Annotated in this window: 19 protein-coding genes; 12 read left to right on the plus strand and 7 right to left on the minus strand. The window is 72.2% G+C overall.

All coding sequences use genetic code 11. From position 1 onward, the window contains the following. The first annotated feature begins 39 nt into the window (after window positions 1-39). A complete protein-coding gene (locus IEZ08_RS11710) occupies window positions 40-657 on the plus strand; it encodes a Uma2 family endonuclease (protein WP_084779854.1) in 618 nt (205 codons plus the stop codon). Between the two features lie 6 nt (window positions 658-663). Here the strand turns inward: IEZ08_RS11710 and IEZ08_RS11715 are convergent, their stop codons facing one another. Continuing rightward, complete coding sequence (locus IEZ08_RS11715; protein WP_068922459.1) at window positions 664-1,233, minus strand: CGNR zinc finger domain-containing protein; 570 nt, start codon at window positions 1,231-1,233, stop codon at window positions 664-666. Between the two features lie 38 nt (window positions 1,234-1,271). Between IEZ08_RS11715 and IEZ08_RS11720 the strand changes: the two genes are divergently transcribed. Beyond that, window positions 1,272-1,967 carry a maleylpyruvate isomerase family mycothiol-dependent enzyme gene (locus tag IEZ08_RS11720; protein WP_068922460.1) on the plus strand — a complete coding sequence of 232 codons (696 nt, stop codon included), beginning with the start codon at window positions 1,272-1,274 and terminating at the stop codon, window positions 1,965-1,967. Between the two features lie 44 nt (window positions 1,968-2,011). On the opposite strand, the gene IEZ08_RS11725 is transcribed toward IEZ08_RS11720, so the two are convergent. Continuing rightward, the gene (locus IEZ08_RS11725; RefSeq protein WP_068922461.1) at window positions 2,012-3,802 is read right to left on the minus strand and encodes a hydantoinase B/oxoprolinase family protein; all 1,791 of its coding nucleotides are present in this window, start codon (window positions 3,800-3,802) and stop codon (window positions 2,012-2,014) included. Beyond that, a complete protein-coding gene (locus IEZ08_RS11730) occupies window positions 3,795-6,155 on the minus strand; it encodes a hydantoinase/oxoprolinase family protein (protein WP_189242126.1) in 2,361 nt (786 codons plus the stop codon). Before IEZ08_RS11730 ends, IEZ08_RS11725 begins: the two co-directional genes overlap by 8 nt. A gap of 103 nt (window positions 6,156-6,258) precedes the next feature. Here IEZ08_RS11730 and IEZ08_RS11735 point away from each other — a divergent pair, with 103 nt between their 5' ends. The 4 genes from IEZ08_RS11735 to IEZ08_RS11750 all read left to right on the plus strand — a co-directional run bounded on the left by IEZ08_RS11735 (window position 6,259) and on the right by IEZ08_RS11750 (window position 11,618). Beyond that, window positions 6,259-8,055 carry a zinc ribbon domain-containing protein gene (locus tag IEZ08_RS11735; protein WP_068922462.1) on the plus strand — a complete coding sequence of 599 codons (1,797 nt, stop codon included), beginning with the start codon at window positions 6,259-6,261 and terminating at the stop codon, window positions 8,053-8,055. Beyond that, a complete protein-coding gene (locus IEZ08_RS39480; RefSeq protein ID WP_229803051.1) occupies window positions 8,055-9,713 on the plus strand; it encodes a serine/threonine-protein kinase in 1,659 nt (552 codons plus the stop codon). Before IEZ08_RS11735 ends, IEZ08_RS39480 begins: the two co-directional genes overlap by 1 nt. An 82-nt stretch (window positions 9,714-9,795) precedes the next feature. Continuing rightward, on the plus strand, window positions 9,796-10,956 hold the full coding sequence (locus IEZ08_RS11745) for a sensor histidine kinase (RefSeq protein ID WP_189242127.1): 1,161 nt from the start codon (window positions 9,796-9,798) through the stop codon (window positions 10,954-10,956). Beyond that, window positions 10,953-11,618: a response regulator gene (locus tag IEZ08_RS11750; RefSeq protein WP_189242128.1), complete on the plus strand. Its 666-nt coding sequence runs from the start codon at window positions 10,953-10,955 to the stop codon at window positions 11,616-11,618. The genes IEZ08_RS11745 and IEZ08_RS11750 overlap by 4 nt, the downstream gene beginning before the upstream one ends. Window positions 11,619-11,650: 32 nt before the next feature. On the opposite strand, the gene IEZ08_RS11755 is transcribed toward IEZ08_RS11750, so the two are convergent. Further along, the gene (locus IEZ08_RS11755) at window positions 11,651-12,343 is read right to left on the minus strand and encodes a hypothetical protein (RefSeq protein WP_068922465.1); all 693 of its coding nucleotides are present in this window, start codon (window positions 12,341-12,343) and stop codon (window positions 11,651-11,653) included. Window positions 12,344-12,553: 210 nt separating this feature from the next. Between IEZ08_RS11755 and gdhA the strand changes: the two genes are divergently transcribed. Further along, complete coding sequence (gene gdhA / locus IEZ08_RS11760) at window positions 12,554-13,897, plus strand: NADP-specific glutamate dehydrogenase (protein ID WP_189242129.1); 1,344 nt, start codon at window positions 12,554-12,556, stop codon at window positions 13,895-13,897. A 154-nt stretch (window positions 13,898-14,051) separates the two neighbouring features. On the opposite strand, the gene IEZ08_RS11765 is transcribed toward gdhA, so the two are convergent. Beyond that, window positions 14,052-14,999, minus strand: coding sequence for a phosphotransferase (locus IEZ08_RS11765; RefSeq protein WP_229803052.1), 948 nt, complete (start codon window positions 14,997-14,999; stop codon window positions 14,052-14,054). A gap of 76 nt (window positions 15,000-15,075) precedes the next feature. Continuing rightward, window positions 15,076-15,531, minus strand: a complete 456-nt coding sequence (locus IEZ08_RS11770) for an ATP-binding protein (RefSeq protein ID WP_084779857.1) — start codon at window positions 15,529-15,531, stop codon at window positions 15,076-15,078. 137 nt (window positions 15,532-15,668) lie between these two features. Here IEZ08_RS11770 and IEZ08_RS11775 point away from each other — a divergent pair, with 137 nt between their 5' ends. Both IEZ08_RS11775 and IEZ08_RS11780 read left to right on the plus strand, forming a co-directional pair. Next, entirely contained in the window at window positions 15,669-16,502 is an 834-nt protein-coding gene (locus tag IEZ08_RS11775) for a helix-turn-helix domain-containing protein (RefSeq protein ID WP_068922467.1), read from the plus strand. Beyond that, window positions 16,487-16,690 carry a DUF397 domain-containing protein gene (locus tag IEZ08_RS11780; protein WP_068922468.1) on the plus strand — a complete coding sequence of 68 codons (204 nt, stop codon included), beginning with the start codon at window positions 16,487-16,489 and terminating at the stop codon, window positions 16,688-16,690. The genes IEZ08_RS11775 and IEZ08_RS11780 overlap by 16 nt, the downstream gene beginning before the upstream one ends. 90 nt (window positions 16,691-16,780) lie before the next feature. Here IEZ08_RS11780 and IEZ08_RS11785 read toward each other — a convergent pair whose 3' ends face one another. Further along, a complete protein-coding gene (locus tag IEZ08_RS11785) occupies window positions 16,781-17,086 on the minus strand; it encodes a hypothetical protein (protein ID WP_068922469.1) in 306 nt (101 codons plus the stop codon). Between the two features lie 588 nt (window positions 17,087-17,674). Between IEZ08_RS11785 and IEZ08_RS11790 the strand changes: the two genes are divergently transcribed. The 3 genes from IEZ08_RS11790 (at window position 17,675) to IEZ08_RS11800 (ending at window position 19,834) form a co-directional block, all read left to right on the plus strand. Beyond that, complete coding sequence (locus IEZ08_RS11790) at window positions 17,675-18,292, plus strand: TlpA family protein disulfide reductase (RefSeq protein WP_084779860.1); 618 nt, start codon at window positions 17,675-17,677, stop codon at window positions 18,290-18,292. 16 nt (window positions 18,293-18,308) lie between these two features. After that, on the plus strand, window positions 18,309-19,214 hold the full coding sequence (locus IEZ08_RS11795) for a cytochrome c biogenesis CcdA family protein (protein ID WP_189242130.1): 906 nt from the start codon (window positions 18,309-18,311) through the stop codon (window positions 19,212-19,214). A 353-nt stretch (window positions 19,215-19,567) separates the two neighbouring features. Further along, the gene (locus tag IEZ08_RS11800) at window positions 19,568-19,834 is read left to right on the plus strand and encodes a hypothetical protein (RefSeq protein WP_189242131.1); all 267 of its coding nucleotides are present in this window, start codon (window positions 19,568-19,570) and stop codon (window positions 19,832-19,834) included. Window positions 19,835-19,967: the final 133 nt, after the last annotated feature.

A 19,967-nucleotide genomic window follows, 5' to 3' on the forward strand; every position in this document is an offset into this window, starting at 1 on the left:
GTGCGCGAGGGCAGGGTTCCCTAGGGTGAGCGGGTGGCGATGATGGCAACCACGGAGCCGACGGCGGAGCCGGCGACGGAGCCGGAGGCGGCGGCCGAGCGGACGGTCCTCCCGGGAAGGCCGCCGTTCACCGTCGACGACCTGCTGAGGTTCCCCGACGACGGGAACCGCTACGAGCTCTTCAACGGGAGCCTGCTGGTGAGCCCCTCGCCCGTCCCCCTGCATCAGTATGCGATCCTCCGTCTCGCGTGGATCCTTGAAAGCGCCGCGCCGCCGGAGCTCCAGCCGTTGCCGGAGTCCAATCTCCGCGTGGGACCCCGGGACTTCTTCATCCCCGACCTCGTCGTGGTCCCCACGGAGGTCGTCGAGGCCAACGAGCTGATGTTCCGGCCGGAGGACATCCTGCTCGCGGTCGAGATGGTCGGCCCCAGCACCCAGACCCGCGACCGGCACCTGAAGCGCTCCGCCTACGCCGCCGCGCGCATCCCCGTCTACTGGCGGATCGAACTCGACGAGGGGCCGTCCCTGTACGTCCACGAGCTCGCCGGTGACGAGTACAAACCCGCCGAGAAACACGAGGCGGGGGAGACCGCGACCCTGGTCACTCCCTTCGAGGTCGGTTTCGACCCGGCCGCACTCCTGCGCCGCCGCTCCTGACCGCGATCACTCTTCGGGCCTTGCGGCTCGGCGGGCCCGGTAGGCGGCCATCTTGGCGCGTGCGCCGCAGCCGTCCATCGAGCACCAGCGGCGGTGACCGGACCGGCTGGTGTCCAGGAACAGCAGCGTGCACGGGTGGAACCCGCACTCGCGCACGCGTCCGGCCAGCGGTCCGCCGAGCAGGTCGACGGCGTCCCGGGCGATCTCGGCCAGCAGGGTCTCCGCGGTCGCGTCGTCCCGGATCCGTGACAGGCGGCCGTCGGGGCCGATCTCCAGTCGCTCGGCCGGCGCGGGCCGGGCGGCCCAGCCGTTCACGGCCGCCAGCGCCTCCGGCGGGACCTCCCGTTCCCGCATGCAGGCGGTGAACAGCTCGTACATCGCCTCCCGGAGGGAGTGCGCCCGACGCAGCTCCGGCTCGCCCGCCGCCGGGGCCGCAGAGGCCAGCCCCGCCTCGGTGAACCAGTGGCCCAGGTCGGCGGGGGTCACCAGCCGCTCGATGCGTTCCGTGCGCCGCCTGCTCAGGGTGGCGATGAAGTTCAGGCAGTGCCGTCCGCCGTGGAATCGGAAGGTGCTCACCCTGTTGAAGTTACCGGATTAACCGGTAACCTGCTTCCATGACACCGAACGATCTTGTGGCCCGTGTCCGCGACGGTCAGCATCGCCTGGAGAACCTGCTCACCGGCCTCACCGATGACGACGTCCGGGCGCCCTCCGCGCTGCCGGACTGGTCACGCGGTCATGTGATCACCCATCTGGAGCAGAACGCCGCCGCGTTCACCCGCCAGGCGGAGTACGCCCGCCGGGGCGAGCTCATCGACGTCTACGACGGCGGGGCCGCGGGCCGCGCCGCCGCCATCGAGCGCGGGGCCGGGCGCGGGGCCGCGGAGCTCCGCAAGGCCCTCGCCGAGGCGCACGCGGCCCTTGAGGACGCCTGGTCGAGGACCGGGGAGGACGACTGGAAGCGGCCCATCCGCTACCGCGACGCCCCTTTGCTGTTCACCGTCCACGCCCGCTGGCGCGAGGTCGAGATCCACATGGTCGACCTGGATCTGGGGTACCGGCCGTCGGACTGGCCGATCGACTTCTGCGACCACGTCGTGGACTTCCTGGCCGTCCGCGTCCCCGGGGGGACGCACCTGACGATGATCGCCGATGACGCGGACCGCCGGTGGAGCGCCGGGAACGGCGGCGAGCCCGTCGTGCTGCGCGGGAACGCGGGCGACCTGACCGCCTGGCTGGCCGGGCGGGACCCCGCCGGGCCGATCACCGTCGAGACCGGTTCCCTGCCCGAGCTCGCCCCCTGGCCGTGATCGCCTGTGCGGCCCGAGGCCGTGACATGCGGTCTCGGCCTTGATCACCGCGTGACCGTCCCGTCCTCCCGCGCGGTGACGCCGTAGTCGCGGGCCGCCCCCTCGGAGGTGACCCTCCCGGCGCGCAGGTCGGCCGCCACCTCCTCCGGGGGGCGCTCGTACGGCGAGCCGACGCCCCCGCCGCCGGTGGTCTCGACGACGAACGCCTCCCCCGCGCGGAACAGGGCGTTGTTGACCTTCGAGGCGAGCCGTTCCAGCGTGCCGTCGGCGCGCCGCCGGTAGAAGCCGCCGAGCCGGCCGGGGAGGCCGCCGGAACGGCCCGGGGGAGGGGTTCGCAGCCGGTCGCCGCGGGTGGTGACGTGCGCGTCGGCCAGGAAGCGGATCACCGTACGGGAGCCGAGGCCCCCGCGGTGGCGGCCCGGACCGCCGGAGTCGGGGACGGTCTCCACCGACTCCACGACCAGCGGGCAGCGGGTCTCGACCGGCTCGACCTGCGGGACCGAGTTGCGCCCGATGCCGAAGTGCACGCCCGTCGCGTCCGGGCCGTCCTTGCCCTGCCGGGCGCCCACCCCGCCGAAGTCGTAGGACAGATGGATCCAGTACGGCGCGCGCACCGCCGCGATGGAGAACGGCTGCAGGATGCCGCTGGCGGCGATGGCCCGCTCAGGCACGGCGTCCGAGAGCGCCTGGAAGATCGCCTCCATCGCCGCGTAGATGGGCACGAACCGGCCGCCGCAGGGGTGGGGGGAGCGGGCGTCCAGCAGCGAGCCGGGCGGGAGGCGCACCTCGATCGCGCGCAGGCAACCGTCGTTCATCGCGATCGTCGGGTCGAGGAAACAGCGGACCGCGAAGACCGCGGCGGCCAGGGACTGCGAGGCCGAGGCGTTGATCGCCGCCGGGACCTGCGGGTCCGTCCCGGCGAAGTCCACGACCACCCGCCCCCGGCCGGTCGTTCCCGGGACACCCGTCTCGGCCCGCCCCGCCGTTCTCCGGGTCCCCGCCGCGCTCCCGCTCACCGCACCGGCCGTTCCCGGGGCCCCCTCCTGCCGTTCCACCGTGACCGCCACCCGGACCGTGTGGGAGCGGGAGGTGTCGATGCCGTCGTCGTCGATCGGGTAGGCCGCCGTGTAGCGGCCGGGCGGCAGCCCGGCCAGGGCGGCGCGGGTCCTCGCCTCGGTGTAGTCGAGATAGTCGTCGATCCCCCGGGCGAGCCCGGCCGGGCCGTACTCGGCGACCATCGCCTCGACCCGGGCGGCGGCGACGGCGGTGCCCGCGACGAGCGCGCGCACGTCGCCCATGACCTTGTCCGGGGTACGGCTGTTGGCCCGCAGGATCGCCTCGATCGCGGGCTCGATCCCGTCCGCGGTGGCCAGGCGGACCGGGGGGAGCTGGAGGCCCTCCAGGAAGACGTCGGTGGCCAGCGGGGCCATGCCGCCCGCGGACAGGCCGCCGAGATCCGAGACGTGGATCATCGTGGCGGTGAAGTAGGCGGGGGCGCCGGCGACGAAGACCGGCCGGTAGACCAGCAGGTCGTTGGTGTGCACGCCGCCCCGGTAGGCGTCGTTGAGCACGAAGACGTCACCGGGGCGCATGGTGGCGGCCGGGATGTCCTTCAGCAGTTCCGGCAGGGCGGCCTTGAGCGCCATGCTGTTCATGAGCGTGGTGGCCATCGACTGGGCGACCAGGCGGCCCGAGGCGTCGAGGACGGCCGCCGAGGCGTCCGATCCCTCGACGATGAACGTCGAGTAGGCCGACCGGACGACGACGATGCTGGCCTCCTCGGCCGCCACCACCAGCGCGTTCCGCAGGACCTCGGCGGTCAGCGCGTCATTCATGCGATCCCCCCGCGTCCGTGTCCGCTCCCGTGAGGCTGGTGTCCGAGAGTGCGGTGTCCGAGAGTGCGGTGTCCGAGAGTGCGGTGTCCGAGAGTGCGGTGTCCGAGAGTGCGGTGTCCGAGAGGGGCGTGCCGGTGAGGGGCGTGTCCGTTCTCGTGAGGATCACCGCCGTGTCCTCCGCGAGCACCGCCCTCCACCCGGGCGGCACCACGATCGTCGACTCCGCGTCCTCCACGATCGCCGGCCCCCCGCTCTCCCGGAGGGACGCCCTGGTGAACACCGGTACCTGCACGTACCCGCCGGTCTCGGCGAAGTACGCCATCCGCCGCGCCGTACCCGGGGCACCGGTCTCCGCCGCCCTCCTGCCCGCCGTACCGGCGCCGGAAGAACCGGCCGCGCCGGTGACCGGGGGCGGGCCGTCCGGGGCGGTGTCCGTGTCTGCGGTGATGTCCGTGTCTGCGGTGATGTCCGTGTCTGCGGTGATGTCCGTGTCTGCGGTGGTGGCGGGGGACGACGCCCGCGTACGGCGGGCCGCGGGCAGGGTGACGCGGACGCGGTAGCCGACGACCTCGACCGGGCCCCGCTGGGCGATGCCGTACACCTGCTCGTACCGGGCGCAGAAGCGGGCGGCGAGGTCACCGGGGGAGTCGGTCCAGGGGACGGTGAGGTCGTGGGCCTGGCCGGTGAAGCGGACGTCGGCCGAGCGCTCCACGGCCACGCCGGGATCGCCGGGCCGTACTCCCAGATCGGCGGTCGCCGCCTCGGTGAGCTCGGTGAACACCTGGGCGGGGTCGGCGTCCAGGGCGGACCGGACGCGGTCCACCGACAGGTCCCCGGCCAGCAGCCCGGCGGCCGAGGCCACGCCGCAGTGGGCCGGGACGACCACGGTGGCGATGCCGAAACGGGCGGCGACCCGGGCCGCGTGCATCGGGCCCGCGCCGCCGGAGGCGACCAGCACGAAGCCGCGGGGGTCGAGGCCGCGCTGGACGGTCACCACGTGCACCGCCGACCCCATCGCGGCGTTGACGATCTCGTGGACCGCGTGCGCGGCCTCGGCGCGGGACACCCCCAGCGGCCCGGCCAGGCGCAGGTCGATCGCCTTCTCCGCGAGGTCCCGGGCGAGCGGCATCGTGCCTCCCGCGAAGGACGCGGGATCCAGGTAACCGAGGATCAGGTCGGCGTCCGTCACGGTCGGCTCCTCGCCGCCGAGTCCGTAGCAGGCCGGGCCGGGCTCCGAACCCGCCGAGCGCGGTCCCACCCGCAGGCTCCCGGCCGCGTCCACCCACGCGACGCTGCCCCCGCCGGCCCCGACCTCGGCCAGGTCGATGGCGGGCGTCTTGATCGGCACGCCGGTCCCGGCCCGGCGCCCGCCGAAGCTGCCCTTGCCGCCGACGTGGAACTCGCGGGTGATCTCCGGCCTGCCGTCCCTGATCACGCAGGCCTTGGCCGTGGTGCCGCCCATGTCGAAGGAGATCGCGTCCGGATGCCCGGTCGCGGCGGCGGCCAGCACCCCGGCCGCCGGGCCGGACTCGATCGTCGCCACCGCCCGGCGCGCGGCCAGCCCGACCGGCATCACGCCGCCGCCCGACTCCATCACGTGCACCGGGGCGGTGATCCCGATCCCGGCCAGCCGGGCGGTCAGCCGCCGCAGGTATCCCTCCATCACCGGGCCGATGTAGGCCGACATGATGGTGGTCGTCGCGCGTTCGTACTCGCGCAGCTCCGGCCACACCTCCGAGGAGATCACCACCGTGGGGACCGTCCGGCGCAGGATCTCCGCGACCCGGCGCTCGTGGGCGGGGTCGGCGTAGGAGTGCAGCAGGCAGACGGCGGCGGCCGTGATGCCCCGCCGGGCGATCTCCCGGCCGACGCGGGCCACGGCGGTCTCGTCCAGCGGCTCCAGCACCGCCCCGGAGCAGGAGATCCGCTCGGGGACCTCGAAGCAGTCCTCGGCCGCGACCGGCGGAGGGGGAGGATCGAACCTGAGATCGTAGCGGTCCTCCTCGACCCTGGCGTACCGGCCGAGGGGGATCGAGGAGCGGAAGCCCGCGGTCGTGACGTAGGCGACCCGGACGCCGCGGCGTTCCAGCACGGCGTTGGTGGCGAGGGTGGTGGCGTGCACGACCCCGGTCACGAGAGAGGGGTCGGTACGGCCCAGCGCGGCGGCGACGCCCGTGATGATCCCCTCGGCCGGGTCGTCGTGGGTGCTCAGGCACTTGGCGACCGTGATCTCACCGTCCGGCCCGCGGAGCACCACGTCCGTGAACGTCCCGCCGACGTCGACTCCGATCGTGTACCCGGGGCGGCCCGAGGATCCTTCCCGCCCCTCCCTCTCGCCGGTTCGCGCGTCCACGGATCGCAGATTATGTCCCGAGCAAGCGCTTGTCTACGTTCGCTTCTCTTGAGCTTCGGGCGATAGGTTGCGACCCTTGTCCTATCCCCCTTAGGGAGTGACGATGCGGCGGCGCAGAACGGCTCTGGCACTCCTCGGCGGCCTGGCACTCGTGGTCGCCGCGATGCCCGCTGCCCTGGCCCACGAACACCCCAGCGGGATCACCGATCTGGTGACCCCCGCGGTCGTCCGCATCGAGGCGAAAGCCCAGGTGGACATCACCCTGCTGGACCACATCGGCGATCTGGTCCACGTCGAGCGGAGCTACGAGGTGCCGATCGGCACCGGCACCGGCACCGTCGTCAACCCCGAGGGCGCCATCGTCACCCTGACCCGCGTCGTGCGGACCGACAGGGACATCGAGGTCCACGCGGCCAACCGGATCTTCGCCGAGCACCACAAGGTGAAGATCCCGGACGACTTCGAGCGGCACACCCTCACCGACGACACGCTCAACCGCCACCTGCAGCAGTGCTACCCGCCGAAGCGGTCGACCGCGACCTGCATCATCGACGTCACCACCGAGATCCAGGTCTTCCCGAACATCTCACCCGCGGACGACGAGGGCTTCCGGGCCGAGGTCGTCCACGCCGGGAGCCGTCCCGACGCCCCGGCCGTGCTGATGCCGGTCGGCCGCGCCGACGGCGGCGCGGGCCTGCCGACCGCCCCGCTCGCGGCCAAGGTGCCCGACAAGGAGGGCTCGCCGGTCGCGATCGCCGGGTTCACCGGACGGCCCTCGGCGACGGTCAAGGAGAAGGTGGACATCGCCCACCTGCGGGCCGGGGGCGCCGGCGAGGGCGGGCGCCAGTTCAAGGACCCGGAGGGCAAGGTCGACGAACCTCCCAAGGTGGGCAAGCTGATCGACCAGGGGCTGCTCGGCGGGCCGGTGATCGAGGACAAGAAGGGCGAGGTCATCGGGCTGCTGGTCGGCGGGGGCGCCGACGGACGGATGATCGGCGTCCGGGAGATCACCAAGGCGCTGGCCGAGGCCAAGGTCGCCCCCCGGCGCGGCCCGATCGACGCCGCGTTCGAGCAGGCGCTGATCCGCTTCCACACCAAGTACTACGGCGACGCCGTGCCCGGCTTCCAGCGGGTCCTGGACCTGTACCCGGGCCACCCGGTGGCCGCCGCCCACCTGAAGGAGTCCCAGGCCAAGCGCGGCACCGCCGAGGACGAGGGGACCAGGCGGGCCGCCGCTCCCACCGGCGACCGGGGGGCGGGCGCGCCGCTCTGGCCGTTCCTGGCGGGCGGCGGCGTGCTGGTGGCGGCCGTGGTCGTCGGAACGGTCCTTTTCCTGCGCCGCCGGTCCGCCGCCGACGGGGACGTGACCGGGGAGCGCGGAGTCCTGGGCGCGGACGTCACCGATCCCGGGGCCGTGGCCGCCGGGTTCCCGGGTGCCGCCGGGACCGGGCCGGGCGGGTACGAGACCGGGCCCGGCTACGGAACCGGGCCGGGCCACACGACCGGGCCCGATGCTTCCTCCGGGACCGGGCCGCTCACCGGGCCGCGGAAACCCGTTCCGGCCGACGGGCCGGACGATGGAAACGATATGACCGTTGTGGTCGGCCGCTCCTACCCCGCGCTGCCGGTCACCTCCTCCCCGGCGGGAACGGGCCAGCCGTCCCCCTCCGGGCAACCGTCCTCCTCCGGCCAGCCGTCCGCCTCGGGCCGGCCGTCCGCGCCCGGCCAGCCCGTGCTGGTCGCCCGGGACCCGGGCGCGGGACCGAAGGACGCCTCACGGCCCGGCGACGCCATCAGCGTCGGCGGTTCCGCCGTCCAGAAATACTGCACCGCCTGCGGGATGCGGCTGGGCCCGGCCCACCGGTTCTGCGGTTACTGCGGTCACCCCGCCGAGGCGTGATGACACTGAACGAGCGAGCATTGATCGGCCAGGAAATCGCCGGGTACCACGTCGAGGACGTCATCGGCAAGGGCGGCATGGCCGTGGTCTACCTCGCGGTGGACTCCCGGCTGGGCCGCAGGGTGGCGTTGAAGGTCCTCAACCCCCTGCTCGGTGAGGACGACCGGTTCCGGCAGCGATTCATCCTGGAGTCGCGGACGGTCGCCGGGATCGACCACCCCAACATCATCCCGATCTACGAGGCGGACGCCGCCGCCGACGGCACCCTCTACATCGCGATGCGCTATGTCGACGGCCCGGACCTGCGGCGCCTGTTCTACGACCGGGGACCGCTGCCGATCAGCCAGGTCAACCGGATCGCCGCCCAGGTCGCCGCCGCGCTGGACGCCTCGCACGCGCACAACCTGATCCACCGCGACGTCAAGCCGGCCAACATCCTGATCGCCGGGCACACCGAGGGCGAGCACGTCTACCTCACCGACTTCGGCATCACCAAGCACCGCACCTCGATCTCCGGGCTGACCCAGACCGACCAGTTCATCGGCACCCCCCGCTACATGTCGCCCGAGCAGATCAACAAGGAGACCATCGACGGCCGCTGCGACCAGTACGGCCTGGCCTGCGTGGTCTACGAGGCGCTGTCCGGGCGGCTGCCGTTCCAGCGCGACAACGAGATCGCGCTGCTCTGGGCGCACCTGGCCGAGCCGCCGACGCCGCTCAGCACGCTCCGGCCCGAGCTCCCGATGGAGGTCGACGGCGTCATGATGCGGGCGCTGGCCAAGTCGCCCGAGCAGCGCTACGGCAGCTGCACGGAGTTCGTCGCCCAGCTGCGCGACGCGATCAGCGGCCAGGCCTACCAGCTCCAGCAACCTCCGCCGGGCCACCACACCGCGCAGGACGGGCAGGCCCCGCACCTGCACCGGCTCTCACAGTTCCACCAGGCGCCGCAGGGTCACCAGGTCCAGAGCGCCCGGCACACCCGGGGAACCCACCAGACCGGGGAGGGCACCCGCCCGGCCGCCGGGACGGGTGCCTCCGGGCGGGGCAGGCGGGGTGTGCTCATCGGGGCCGGGGCGGCGATCGCGCTGATCGTCGCGCTGGTGACGGTGCTCGCCGTGATCCTGCGGGGCGGCGACGGCGCGTGGGAGGCATACCGGGGCTCGGCCGCGGTGCCCGTGGCGTTCGAGCACCCCGCCGGCTGGACCGCGACGCAGCACGCGGACGCGTTCACGGTCGCGTCCCCCCGGGCGGAGGAGTTCCGGACGCTGTTCAGCACGCCGGTCGTCGCCGACTGGGCGGCCGTCAACGAGATCATCAAGGCCGAGCCGGAGGAGGCCACCGGCGTCTTCACCCAGACCCTGGACACGCTCGACCCGCGCGGCGGGTCGCAGCAGCTCCAGGAGACCCTGCAGTCCTCGCTGCCCGGGACGGTCAGCGTGCTCTCCCAGGTGGTCCAGGTGAGCGTCGGGGGACAGCCGGGCGTACGGCTGGAGGGGGCGATCGCCGACCCGCAGCGGGGCGGCCAGCTCGACTTCGTCGGCTACGCCGTGGAGCGGCCGGACGAGCCCGCCCTGGTGATCTATTTCTGCGCGCCGAGCCGCTGCGATGACTCTCTGGCCAACCGGCTGATACGGAGCGTGTCCTTCCCGGCGTCGTGACCACTTGTAGGCCACTTGCAAGCGGCTTGTCTGGGCGTTTTGTCCTATATGCACGGAAGGTGGGAAGGGCTAGTCTCCCCGCATGGTGGTTCCCTCCCCGCTTCTCCGGCACCTCCGCACGGTGCCGAGGGTCGATCTGCTGATCGGGGTGTCGATCATCGCTCTCGGCACACTCGAGGCGTTCACCGTCGCGGCCGAGTACGGTGCGGCGCGGACGCCCGAGCTGCGGTGGATCGGCCAGGCCCTCGTCACCGGCCTGCTCGTCTGGTTCCGCCGCAGGGCGCCGGTCGCGGCCTTCATCCTCATGATCCTCGCCCAGTACGCCTGGCACCGGCAGGGGTACGAGCACTGCCAGGTCTGGCAGCTCTTCTCCCTCCTGCTCGTCTTCCACACCGTCGGCGCCGAGCTGCCGTTCCGCCCCGGCCTGGCCTGGGCCGTCACCGGCATCCTCGTCTTCGACTCCGGAGCGGTCGACCACCGGTGGCTCCCGCTGGAGGAGGTCATCTTCCTGACCGTGGTCTTCGGCGCCGCCTACCTCACCGGCCTGGCGCTGCGGGCCCACGCCGTACGGGCCCGCCGCCTGGCCGAGCACGCCGTACGACTGGAACGTGACAGGGAGCGCCGCGCCGCCGAGGCCGTCGCCGAGGAACGGGTCCGCATCGCCCGCGAGCTCCACGACGTCGTCGCGCACAGCGTGAGCATGATGGTGATGCAGGCCGGGCTGCTGCGCCGCCGGGGCGGCGGGGACGAGAACGCGCTGCGCGGCATCGAACGCTCGGGCCGGGAGGCCGTCGAGGAGCTGCGCGTCATGCTCGGCGCGTTGCGCATGCCGCTGGACGAGTCCATCCCCCAGGCCGGGCTGGACCAGCTCGCCACCACGGTGGACACCCTCGTCTCCACGGGCCTGCGGATCACGCTGGAGGTCACCGGCGAGCCGGTACGGCTCCCGCCGGGCCTGGACCTGTCCGCCTACCGCATCGCGCAGGAGGCGCTCACCAACGCCGTCAAGCACGCGGGCGACTCCGCCATCGCGATCCGCGTCGCCTACCACGACGGCTCCGTCGAGCTGGAGGTCCTGGACGAGGGCGGCGGCGCCCCGTCCGGGCTGTCGACCGGCAACGGCCTCATCGGCATGCGCGAGCGCGCCGAGCTGTTCGGCGGCACTTTCGAGGCGGGCCCGCGCGCCGGGGGCGGGTTCCGGGTCCACGCACGGCTGCCGATCTTCCAGGAGGTTCTCGCATGACCGCCATCCGCATTGTGATCGCCGACGACCAGGCGATGGTCCGCGCCGGGCTCCGGCTCGTCGTGGAGAGCGAACCCGGCATGGAGGTGGTCGGCGAGGCCCCGGACGGCCTGGAGGCCGTGGCGGCGGCCCGCCGCACGCGCCCGGACATCGTCCTGATGGACATCTCCATGCCGCGCATGGACGGTCTCACCGCGGCCCGGCAGTTGCTCGACCAGCCGGACCCGCCCAAGGTCGTCATGTTGACCACCTTCGACACCGATGAGAACCTCTACGCCGCCCTGCGCGCGGGCACCAGCGGTTTCCTGCTCAAGGTCTCCCCGCCCGAGCAGCTGGTGGAGGCCATCCGCGTGGTGGTCGGGGGCGACGCCCTGCTGGACCCGGCGGTGACCACCCGGGTGATCGCCTCCTTCGCCGGCCGCCACGAACCCGCGCCCCCGCCCCAGCTCGCCGAGCTGACCCCGCGCGAGCTGGAGGTGCTGTGTTTCCTGGCCCGGGGCATGACCAACGCCGAGATCGCGCGCGAGCTCTTCGTCGGCGAGGCCACGGTCAAGACCCACGTGGCGAGGGTGCTGATGAAGCTGCACCTGCGGGACCGGGCCCAGGCGGTGGTGTTCGCCTACGAGTCGGGCGTGGTGCGGCCGGGCGCCGCCATCGCGTAGCAGAACGGGCATGAGAAGGCCGCCGGGCGGGCTCAGCCCGCGGCCTTCGCGTGCTCCGGCGCGGTACGGGCGGCCGGGTAGTAGGAGATCCACTCCTCGCGGCTCATCCTGAGCATCTTCACGCCGAGCCGGCCCAGCGCGATCACCGGGATGCCCCAGAGCACCACGGTCGCCGGGCCGTACGGAACCGCCATTGAGGTGCCGTAGCCGATCGCCAGGACGAGCGGGACCCACCAGTGGGCGAACCCGGCCCGCCAGACGCCGACCGCCAGGACCGGCGTGCCGAAGATGGCGAAGAAGATCCAGGGCATCTGGAAGCCGAAGACGACGCCGGGCAGGTTCACCATCTCGTCCATGATGCGGGTGGCCTCCTCGGGCGCGTAGTGCCGCCCGAGCCACCACTCCACCGGGTCGGCCATGAGCAGGCCCGAGGCGTTGATGTAGCCGAGGATGACGAGCGGTCCCGCGATGTGCCCGAACACCGTCGCCCGGCGGCGCATCACGTGCAGCAGGCCGAGGGCCGCCAGGGCCATCAGCAGGTACGCCCAGTGGTACATGACCGACTGGACCTGGGCGAGGACGGGGTTGTCACCGAAGCTGACCGCCTCGCGCTCGTCGCCCCAGGTGCCGGGGTCGAGGATGACGGCGACGGCCTGGAGCAGCGGGGCGACGATCAGCAGCACGCCGGAGGCGACGCGCCGGAAGTCGGCGGAGTCCTTGAACATAGGGGTTTCCTTGCTGTGCGCTGGCCTGAGCAGGCCTTACGCCGGAGAAGGTAGTCCGCGCAACCACCTCCGGTCGTCCGCCGCGGGGCTGATCCGGGGTCCCCCGCTGGGGTAGGGGCGGCTTGTCCAGGGGGTGACGGAGGGCGCGTCCGTCCGATCTCATAAGGTCTAGACCACGATTGTGAGATCCGACATCCAGGAAGATATGTAATGCTGCACGAGAAGCTGTCGATGATCTACGACAACGTCCTCCGCCGCAACCCCGGCGAGACCGAGTTCCACCAGGCCGTCCGGGAGGTCCTGGAGAGCATCGGGCCGGTCCTCGGAAAGCATCCCGAGTACGCCGAATCAAAGATCATCGAGCGGATCTGCGAGCCCGAGCGGCAGATCATCTTCCGGGTGCCGTGGGAGGACGACCGCGGCGAGGTGCACATCAACCGGGGCTTCCGGGTCGAGTTCAACAGCGCGCTGGGGCCGTACAAGGGCGGACTGCGCTTCCACCCCTCGGTCTACCTCGGCATCGTCAAGTTCCTCGGCTTCGAGCAGATCTTCAAGAACAGCCTGACCGGCCTGCCGATCGGCGGCGGCAAGGGCGGCTCGGACTTCGACCCCAAGGGCCGCTCCCAGCGCGAGATCATGCGCTTCTGCCAGAGCTTCATGACCGAGCTCTACCGCCACATCGGTGAGCACACCGACGTCCCCGCCGGTGACATCGGCGTCGGCGGGCGCGAGGTCGGCTACCTGTTCGGCCAGTACAAGCGGATCACCAACCGCTACGAGTCCGGCGTGATCACCGGCAAGGGCCTCAGCTACGGCGGCGCACAGGTGCGCACCGAGGCCACCGGGTACGGCTGCGCGTTCTTCGTCGAAGAGATGCTCAAGGCCCGCGGCACCTCCTTCGACGGCAGGCGCGTCGTGATCTCCGGCTCCGGCAACGTCGCCGTCTACACGATCGAGAAGATCCAGCAGCTCGGCGGCGTCGTGGTCGCCTGCTCCGACTCCTCCGGCTACGTCGTCGACGACAAGGGCATCGACCTCGACCTGCTCAAGCAGGTCAAGGAGGTCGAGCGGCTCCGGGTGGACGTCTACGCCGAGCGCCGCGGCGGCGGGGCGTCCTTCGTGCCGGCGCGGAGCGTCTGGGAGGTGCCGTGCGAGGTGGCGATGCCGTCCGCCACCCAGAACGAGATCACCGGCCGTGACGCCGAGCTGCTGGTGCGCGGCGGGTGCATCGCGGTGGGCGAGGGCGCCAACATGCCCACCATGCCGGAGGGCATCAAGGTCTTCCAGGAGGCGGGCGTCGCCTTCGGGCCCGGCAAGGCCGCCAACGCCGGAGGCGTGGCCACCAGCGCGCTGGAGATGCAGCAGAACGCCAGCCGCGACTCGTGGACCTTCGAGTTCTCCGAGCGCCGCCTCCAGGAGATCATGCGCGACATCCACGCCCGCTGCCTGTCGACCGCCGACGAGTACGGCATGCCGGGCAACTACGTGGCCGGCGCCAACATCGACGGCTTCAAGCGGGTCGCCGACGCGATGCTCGCCCTGGGCCTCATCTGAGCGGGCCGGTCTGAGCGGGCCGGTCTGAGCGGCCTGGTCTGAGCGGCCCGATCCCGGGTACGGGCTCACCGATCACGGCGATAGTGCGGGATCCGCCCGCGGAACGATGCGCTGTCGCCGTGATCGACGGCGTGCCCCCGTCATCCGGTGATGTTCAGGGGGTGACCGCCCGCCGGATCCCGGCGAGCGAGGCCGTCAGGAGGCGGTCACGGCCGGTGGACTCCGCGTAATCGGCGAGGGCCGCGCACAGGAACACCGCCAGGACCCGCGCGGCCGTCTCGCGTTCCGGGCCGAGCGGACGCCCGTAGGCCGCCAGCAGCGCCGTACGGGCCGCCCCGGAGAAACCCGCGTAGGCCAGCGAGAGGTCCACCGCGGGGTCGGCCCGGGAAAGGTCGCCCCAGTCGATGACGCCGGTCGCCCGGCCGTCCGGGCCGACCAGCAGGTGCCTCAGGTGCAGGTCGCCGTGGACGACCACGGCGGGGCCGGGCGGCGGATCCGCCCTCTCTCCCTCGGCCAGGAGCCGTTCGACGGCCGGATCCGGCCGCCACACGCCGCGGCGGGCGAGCCTGTCCAGCCGCTCCCGGGCCATCGGCGCCCGCACGCCGGGATCGCCCCGGCGCATCGGATCGACGGGCAGCGCGGAACCCGCCCCGGCGGCCGGGCCCGGATCGTGCAGGGCGCGCAGGAACGCGCCGAGATCGGCGGCGGCCCGCACCTGCCCGGCCGCCGGGAGGCCGGCCTCGGCCAGCTCCCGGCCGGGGATGAGCTCCGCGCCCCAGAACGGCCACGGGTAGGAGCCGCTGGGACGCCCGATCCGGGTGGGAACCGGCAGCGCCAGCGGCAGCCCCGGAGCGAGGGCGGGCAGGGTGGCGATCTCCCGCTCGACGCCGGGCAGCGCGACGGCGCGGCGCGGGAACCGGAACACCCACCGCCCGCCGACGAGATGGACGGTGTTGTCCCAGCCGGTGGCGAGCAACGCGACCGGCGCACCGCGGAGATCGGGGAACTGCTCACCCACCAGCGCCGCCGCGTCGGCCTCTCCGATGTCGTGCTCGGCCGCCCACTCGGCTCCGGAGGCGACCCCCCGGCTGTTGATCGTCACGGCCGTCAGGCTACCCCGCGCGTGCCGTACGGAGACGGGCCGAGCGCCTGGACGGTCGTCACGCGTACGGCATCCGTCACGCGTACCGCATCACCGGGTCGGGGGAGGCGTCGAGGACGCACCACACGGTGCGGCCCAGGATGCCGCGGTCGCGCACGCCCCAGCGCCCCCTGGAGAGCTCGCGGACGATGGTCAGGCCGCGGCCGCACTCCGCGTCCTCCGGCACGGTGTCGAAGGCACGTGGCCAGGAGAAGTCTCCGCCCGGGTCGGTGACCTCCAGGTAGAGGAGGTTCGTCACCCGGGTGAGGGTGAGCACGATCAGGCTCCCCGCCCGGCCGCGGTCGGCGTGCACGGCCGCGTTGGTGACGAGTTCGGAGGTCGCCAGCCGTACGTTCTCGTAGGCCCGGTGATCCGCGCCGATCCACTCCCGTACGCAGGCGCGGGCCTGCGCGGTGGACGCGGGATCGAGGGCCAGACAGGCCTCCCCGAGGATCTCGGCCTCGACGCCTTCAGGAACGATTACCGAATTCATCTCTACCTGCTCGGTGGCCGGTTTTCTGATTTGTCTTCTGAGGATCGCACCGTGCGGCTACCGTCTGTATCGGAATGACCACAGCCCATGTTCAACGCTTTCTGTGAAACCATCGGTGAAACGGAGGTGACGAGGGGATGCCGAAGCCCAGGGAGCTCGACCCCAGCACCTCGCCGATCGCCTTTTTCGGCTACGAGCTGCGGCGCTATCGGCAGGAGGCGGGGCTGACCCAGTCGAAGCTGGCCAGCAGGGCGGGGTTCGCACTGGGCACGATCTCGATGGCGGAGACCGGACGGCGGCCTCCGACCGAGGATTTCGCACGGCGGTGCGACGAGGCGCTGGGGGCCGACGGCGCCCTCATCCGGATCAAGGAGATGATCGACAACGTCGCGGCCCGGCTGCCCGCGTGGTTCCGCCCCTGGGCGGAGATCGAGCAGGCCGCGGAGAGCCTGCGCACGTGGGAGCCGCTCATCGTGCCGGGCCTGCTGCAGACGGAGGACTACGCGCGGGTGCTCTTCAGCGGCGAGCCCCGCGCGTCGGCCGGGGGAGTGGAGCGGGACGTGGCCGCCCGGATGGAGCGTCAGCGCGTCCTGGAACGGGAGGACCCGCCCATGCTCTGGGTCGTCATGGACGAGGGCGTGCTCGCCCGGCGCATCGGGGACGACGCCGTCATGGCGGCGCAGCTCGACCGCCTGCTCCAGGTGGCGGGCCTGCCGCACGTCACCCTCCAGGTGCTGCCCTCCGACGCGGGCAGCACCGTCGGGCTGCTGGGCGGGTTCGTCATTGCGCAGAGCCGGGGGTTTGCCAATACTGTTTACATGGAGTCGGCCGGCCAGGGTCAAGTCACCGACAGGCCCGACGACGTGGCGGATATCACGACCAAATACGAGGCGATCCGCGCCGAGGCCCTTCCTCAGAGGGCTTCGCTGAAGCTCATTCGGGAGATGAAGCACCGATGGATCGGGAACTGAACGAGGCCGTGTGGGTGAAGTCGCCGTTCTCCGGCGGTAACGGCGGTAACTGTGTGGAGATAGCCAGACTGTCGGGCGGGCGGGTCGGCGTCCGCGACAGCAAGGATCGGTCTGGTCCGGCACTGGTGTTCACTCCGTCCGAGTGGACCGCTTTCACCCGCTGGATCCGTACGGACGACACGGTCTGAGCACATCCCGTACGGCCGCGCGCCGGGTCCGGCGTGCGGCCGTACGGCTGAGATCCGCGAGAGGTGGTCAACGATCCGTGGGAGAGGCGGTCAACGCGTTTCCACCCAGATGCTGACGATCTGGTGCGGGGTGATGCCGGTGACCGAGGCGGTCCCGGCCGGCTGCCAGGGGCCGATGATCGGGATCAGGCCGACTTCGGGGAGGAAGTGGCGCTGCAGGACCCGGATCCGGTGCTCGCCCGTCCCGGTGGCGCAGTAGCTGGAGGCCTGAAGCCCGCTGACCTGGTGGCTGCAGTCGGTGGGGGCGGCCGAGGCGGCGGTGGCCGTCCCGGTGACCAGCGCGGTGGCCGCGAGCGCGGTCGCCGAGACGAGTGTCGTCCATCTTCTCACGTTCATGCAGGACTCCCTGGGGGATGGCGAGGCCGGGCGCATGGAGATGTCGGGCGCGCGGAGCTCGGGCGCGCGATGAGCTCCGCTGGGCGGGGACGGATCGCCGCAGCGACCAGCACCTATTTCATAGGAAAGTTTCCTAAAAATTAAAGTAGTCACACCCCTGTGGCGCCGTCAACACTCTGGTGCGCACGGAGCAGGACGTACCGCCCAAGGGGAAGTCGCGGCATCTCGACGGGCGGCGGCCGGATGCCACGGGTGGTTCTCCCGGGACGGCCGGCGTCCACAGCCGGCATGTGACCGCCGGCCGGCGGGACATCGGTGATCACGTAGTGGCCGTATCGCCGCACTCCCTGGTCTCGTCCGGCGAAATCGCAGGGTGCGGGCGGAATGCATTTCACAAGCCACTTCCCGATACCCGCCGGAAATCAATTTTGTGAACGGGGCCTCCGACGTGCGGGGAAGCCTCACCGGAAATCACCGTCCGTCTGAACACGAACGTTCGTGAAGGAGACCGGGGCCGCACGCGACCGCCGCTCGCCGGGTCACCACCTCGTAAGGTTTCACCGCCCGCCCCATGCCTACGCTTGACCCGTGATCAGATCTCGTACGGCGGCCGCCCTCGCCGCGACCGTCCTGCTCGCCGCAGGCTGCGGCACCGGAGGGGACGACACCGCCACCCAGGCCCGCAGTGGCGAACCGTCGTCGGCGAGCACCGCGCCCGCCCCGGCCGCCACCTCCACCCCGTCCCCCGCGAGCGGAACAGGCGAGCCGTCCGAGTCGGCGACGGCATCGAAGGCGCCCGTCCCGGAGGTCCTGACGTTCACCGCCAGGACCCTGGACGGCAAGACCTTCGAGGGGGCGAGCCTGGCGGGCAGGCCGGTGGTCTTCTGGTTCTGGGCCCCGTGGTGTCCCAAGTGCATGTCCGAGGCGCCCGCGGTCAAGGCCGCGGCCGGGAAGTACGGCGACGTCGCCTTCGTCGGCGTCGCGGGCCTCGACACCGAAGCCGCGATGAGGCAGTTCGTCCAGCGCACCGGGACCGGCGACATCGTGCAGCTCTCCGACGACAAGGGCGCGGTGTGGACCAGGCTGGGCGTCAGCCAGCAGTCCACGTTCGTGTTCATGAAGCCGGACGGCTCGACGGAGAAGGCATCGGGTCCGCTCGACTCCGGCGAGCTGAACGGGTACGTCGAGAAGCTCCGCGCCGGATAGCGCCGGGACAGCCCTGATGCTCTCCGCCGACCTGCCGCTCGCCCTGGCCCTCGCAGCCGGTACGGTCGCCGCCTTCAACCCGTGCGGCTTCGCCATGCTCCCGGCCTACCTCACCATGCTGATTACCGACGACAGCACCGACGACAGGCCCGTCGGGAACGGCGGCGGGAAGACGGGCGGCGGGGCCGTACGGCGCGGGCCGATACCGCGGGCGGTGCTGCTGGCCGCCGCCATGACCGCCGGGTTCGTCACGGTCTTCGGCCTGTTCGGGATGGTCGTCACCCCGCTCGCCCTCTCCGTCGGGCAGTACCTGCCGTGGGCGACCGTCGTGATCGGGATCGTCCTCGCCGGGCTCGGCGTGTGGCTGCTGAGCGGGAGGGAACTCCTCCTCCCCACGCCCGCGTTCGGCACCGGCCGCGTCACCGCCTCCCCGATCTCGCTGTACGGCTACGGCCTGTCCTACGCCGTGGCCTCCCTGTCCTGCACCGCCGGGCCGTTCCTCGCGGTCACCTCCGCCTCCCTGGCGAGCGACGGCGTCCTGGGCGGCCTGGCCGTCTTCGTCGCCTACGCGGCCGGAATGGGGCTGGTCGTCACCCTGCTCTCGCTGGCCGTGGCGCTGGCGCGCGGCGCGGCGGTCGCCCGGATGCGCCGGATCCTGCCCCACGTGCCGCGGATCAGCGGCGGTCTCCTCCTGCCGGCCGGGCTGTACGTCGTCTACTACGGCTGGTACGAGCTGCGCGTCTTCGCGGGCGCGTCCACCGACGATCCGATCGTGGGCGCGGCGACGGCCGTGCAGGGAGCGGTCGCCACGGGGGTCGAGGCGCTCGGTGCGGGATGGATCGCCGTCGCGCTCGCCGTGCTCGTCCTCGGGGCGGTCATGCTGCGCCGGGTACGGCGGCACGCCGGTGAGCGGCCGCGCTGAGCCCGCCGGCTGGTATGAGGTTGTCCGGATCTCGTGATATGGCCTTCCTGATGCTCTCTGCCTAATTTTTGGAGGTCGGCCCTGGTCGGCCGGTAGGGCTACTCGCAGCGTGCTTTCTTTGCATTTAGTGCCAAATTTCGGTCTGATTGGTGTTCATGTGAGGTAAGTTTCTGTTTTTGCGGCTGAGAATTGGGGAGAGGGCCCTAATCTGGGGACAGGAGAGACCCGATCCCGGGAAGATGTGTCGTGGTGCTGCTCGTGGAGCGGCCGGTCGGCCCTCGGGAAGAGGTTCCAGCGGAGTCCGCCTGCCGTCCCCGCCGGTCAACGCTGTTTCTTCCCCGAGGAGACCCGATATGAGCGATCACCGCAGCCGGTGCGAAGTCTGTGGCGGCGTCCGTCCGGCGCAGAATCCCAATGAGTACACCCGCGAGCGGTTGCTGCTGATCGCCGAGGTCGGGTTCTGCGCCTGCCGGAGCGTCGCGACCGCCGATGACGGCCGTCCTCCCGCCGAGCCCAGGCACGCTGAGCCCAGGCACGCTGAGCCCAGGCGTGCCGAGCCCCGGGCCGCCGAACCCCAGTCCGCCAGGCCCCAGCCCGTGGGGTCGCGGACCGCGGGCTGAGCGGCGCGCTCCACCGCTCCTCCCGCTTCCCGCCTTCGCCGCCCTGCGGCCGCCGTCCGCCCGGATGCCCCGGCGGTCCGGCGGCTGTAAGGCGTGTGCCCAAAGTGGGACATGTTGTGTATATTTTCCTCCA

This window comes from Planobispora rosea, assembly GCF_014648175.1.
Classification (GTDB): domain Bacteria; phylum Actinomycetota; class Actinomycetes; order Streptosporangiales; family Streptosporangiaceae; genus Planobispora; species Planobispora rosea.

What these genes read in the sequence shown, in the direction of transcription:
- IEZ08_RS11775 (WP_068922467.1), top strand. Translation starts at nt 15,669, where the DNA reads ATGCCGAAGCCCAGGGAGCTCGACCCCAGCACCTCGCCGATCGCCTTT.
- IEZ08_RS11750 (WP_189242128.1), top strand. Translation starts at nt 10,953, where the DNA reads ATGACCGCCATCCGCATTGTGATCGCCGACGACCAGGCGATGGTCCGC.
- IEZ08_RS11745 (WP_189242127.1), top strand. Translation starts at nt 9,796, where the DNA reads ATGGTGGTTCCCTCCCCGCTTCTCCGGCACCTCCGCACGGTGCCGAGG.
- IEZ08_RS11780 (WP_068922468.1), top strand. Translation starts at nt 16,487, where the DNA reads ATGGATCGGGAACTGAACGAGGCCGTGTGGGTGAAGTCGCCGTTCTCC.
- IEZ08_RS11785 (WP_068922469.1), bottom strand. Translation starts at nt 17,086, where the DNA reads ATGAACGTGAGAAGATGGACGACACTCGTCTCGGCGACCGCGCTCGCG.
- IEZ08_RS39480 (WP_229803051.1), top strand. Translation starts at nt 8,055, where the DNA reads ATGACACTGAACGAGCGAGCATTGATCGGCCAGGAAATCGCCGGGTAC.
- IEZ08_RS11755 (WP_068922465.1), bottom strand. Translation starts at nt 12,343, where the DNA reads ATGTTCAAGGACTCCGCCGACTTCCGGCGCGTCGCCTCCGGCGTGCTG.
- gdhA (WP_189242129.1), top strand. Translation starts at nt 12,554, where the DNA reads ATGCTGCACGAGAAGCTGTCGATGATCTACGACAACGTCCTCCGCCGC.
- IEZ08_RS11710 (WP_084779854.1), top strand. Translation starts at nt 40, where the DNA reads ATGATGGCAACCACGGAGCCGACGGCGGAGCCGGCGACGGAGCCGGAG.
- IEZ08_RS11720 (WP_068922460.1), top strand. Translation starts at nt 1,272, where the DNA reads ATGACACCGAACGATCTTGTGGCCCGTGTCCGCGACGGTCAGCATCGC.
- IEZ08_RS11795 (WP_189242130.1), top strand. Translation starts at nt 18,309, where the DNA reads ATGCTCTCCGCCGACCTGCCGCTCGCCCTGGCCCTCGCAGCCGGTACG.
- IEZ08_RS11735 (WP_068922462.1), top strand. Translation starts at nt 6,259, where the DNA reads ATGCGGCGGCGCAGAACGGCTCTGGCACTCCTCGGCGGCCTGGCACTC.
- IEZ08_RS11725 (WP_068922461.1), bottom strand. Translation starts at nt 3,802, where the DNA reads ATGAATGACGCGCTGACCGCCGAGGTCCTGCGGAACGCGCTGGTGGTG.
- IEZ08_RS11770 (WP_084779857.1), bottom strand. Translation starts at nt 15,531, where the DNA reads ATGAATTCGGTAATCGTTCCTGAAGGCGTCGAGGCCGAGATCCTCGGG.
- IEZ08_RS11800 (WP_189242131.1), top strand. Translation starts at nt 19,568, where the DNA reads ATGAGCGATCACCGCAGCCGGTGCGAAGTCTGTGGCGGCGTCCGTCCG.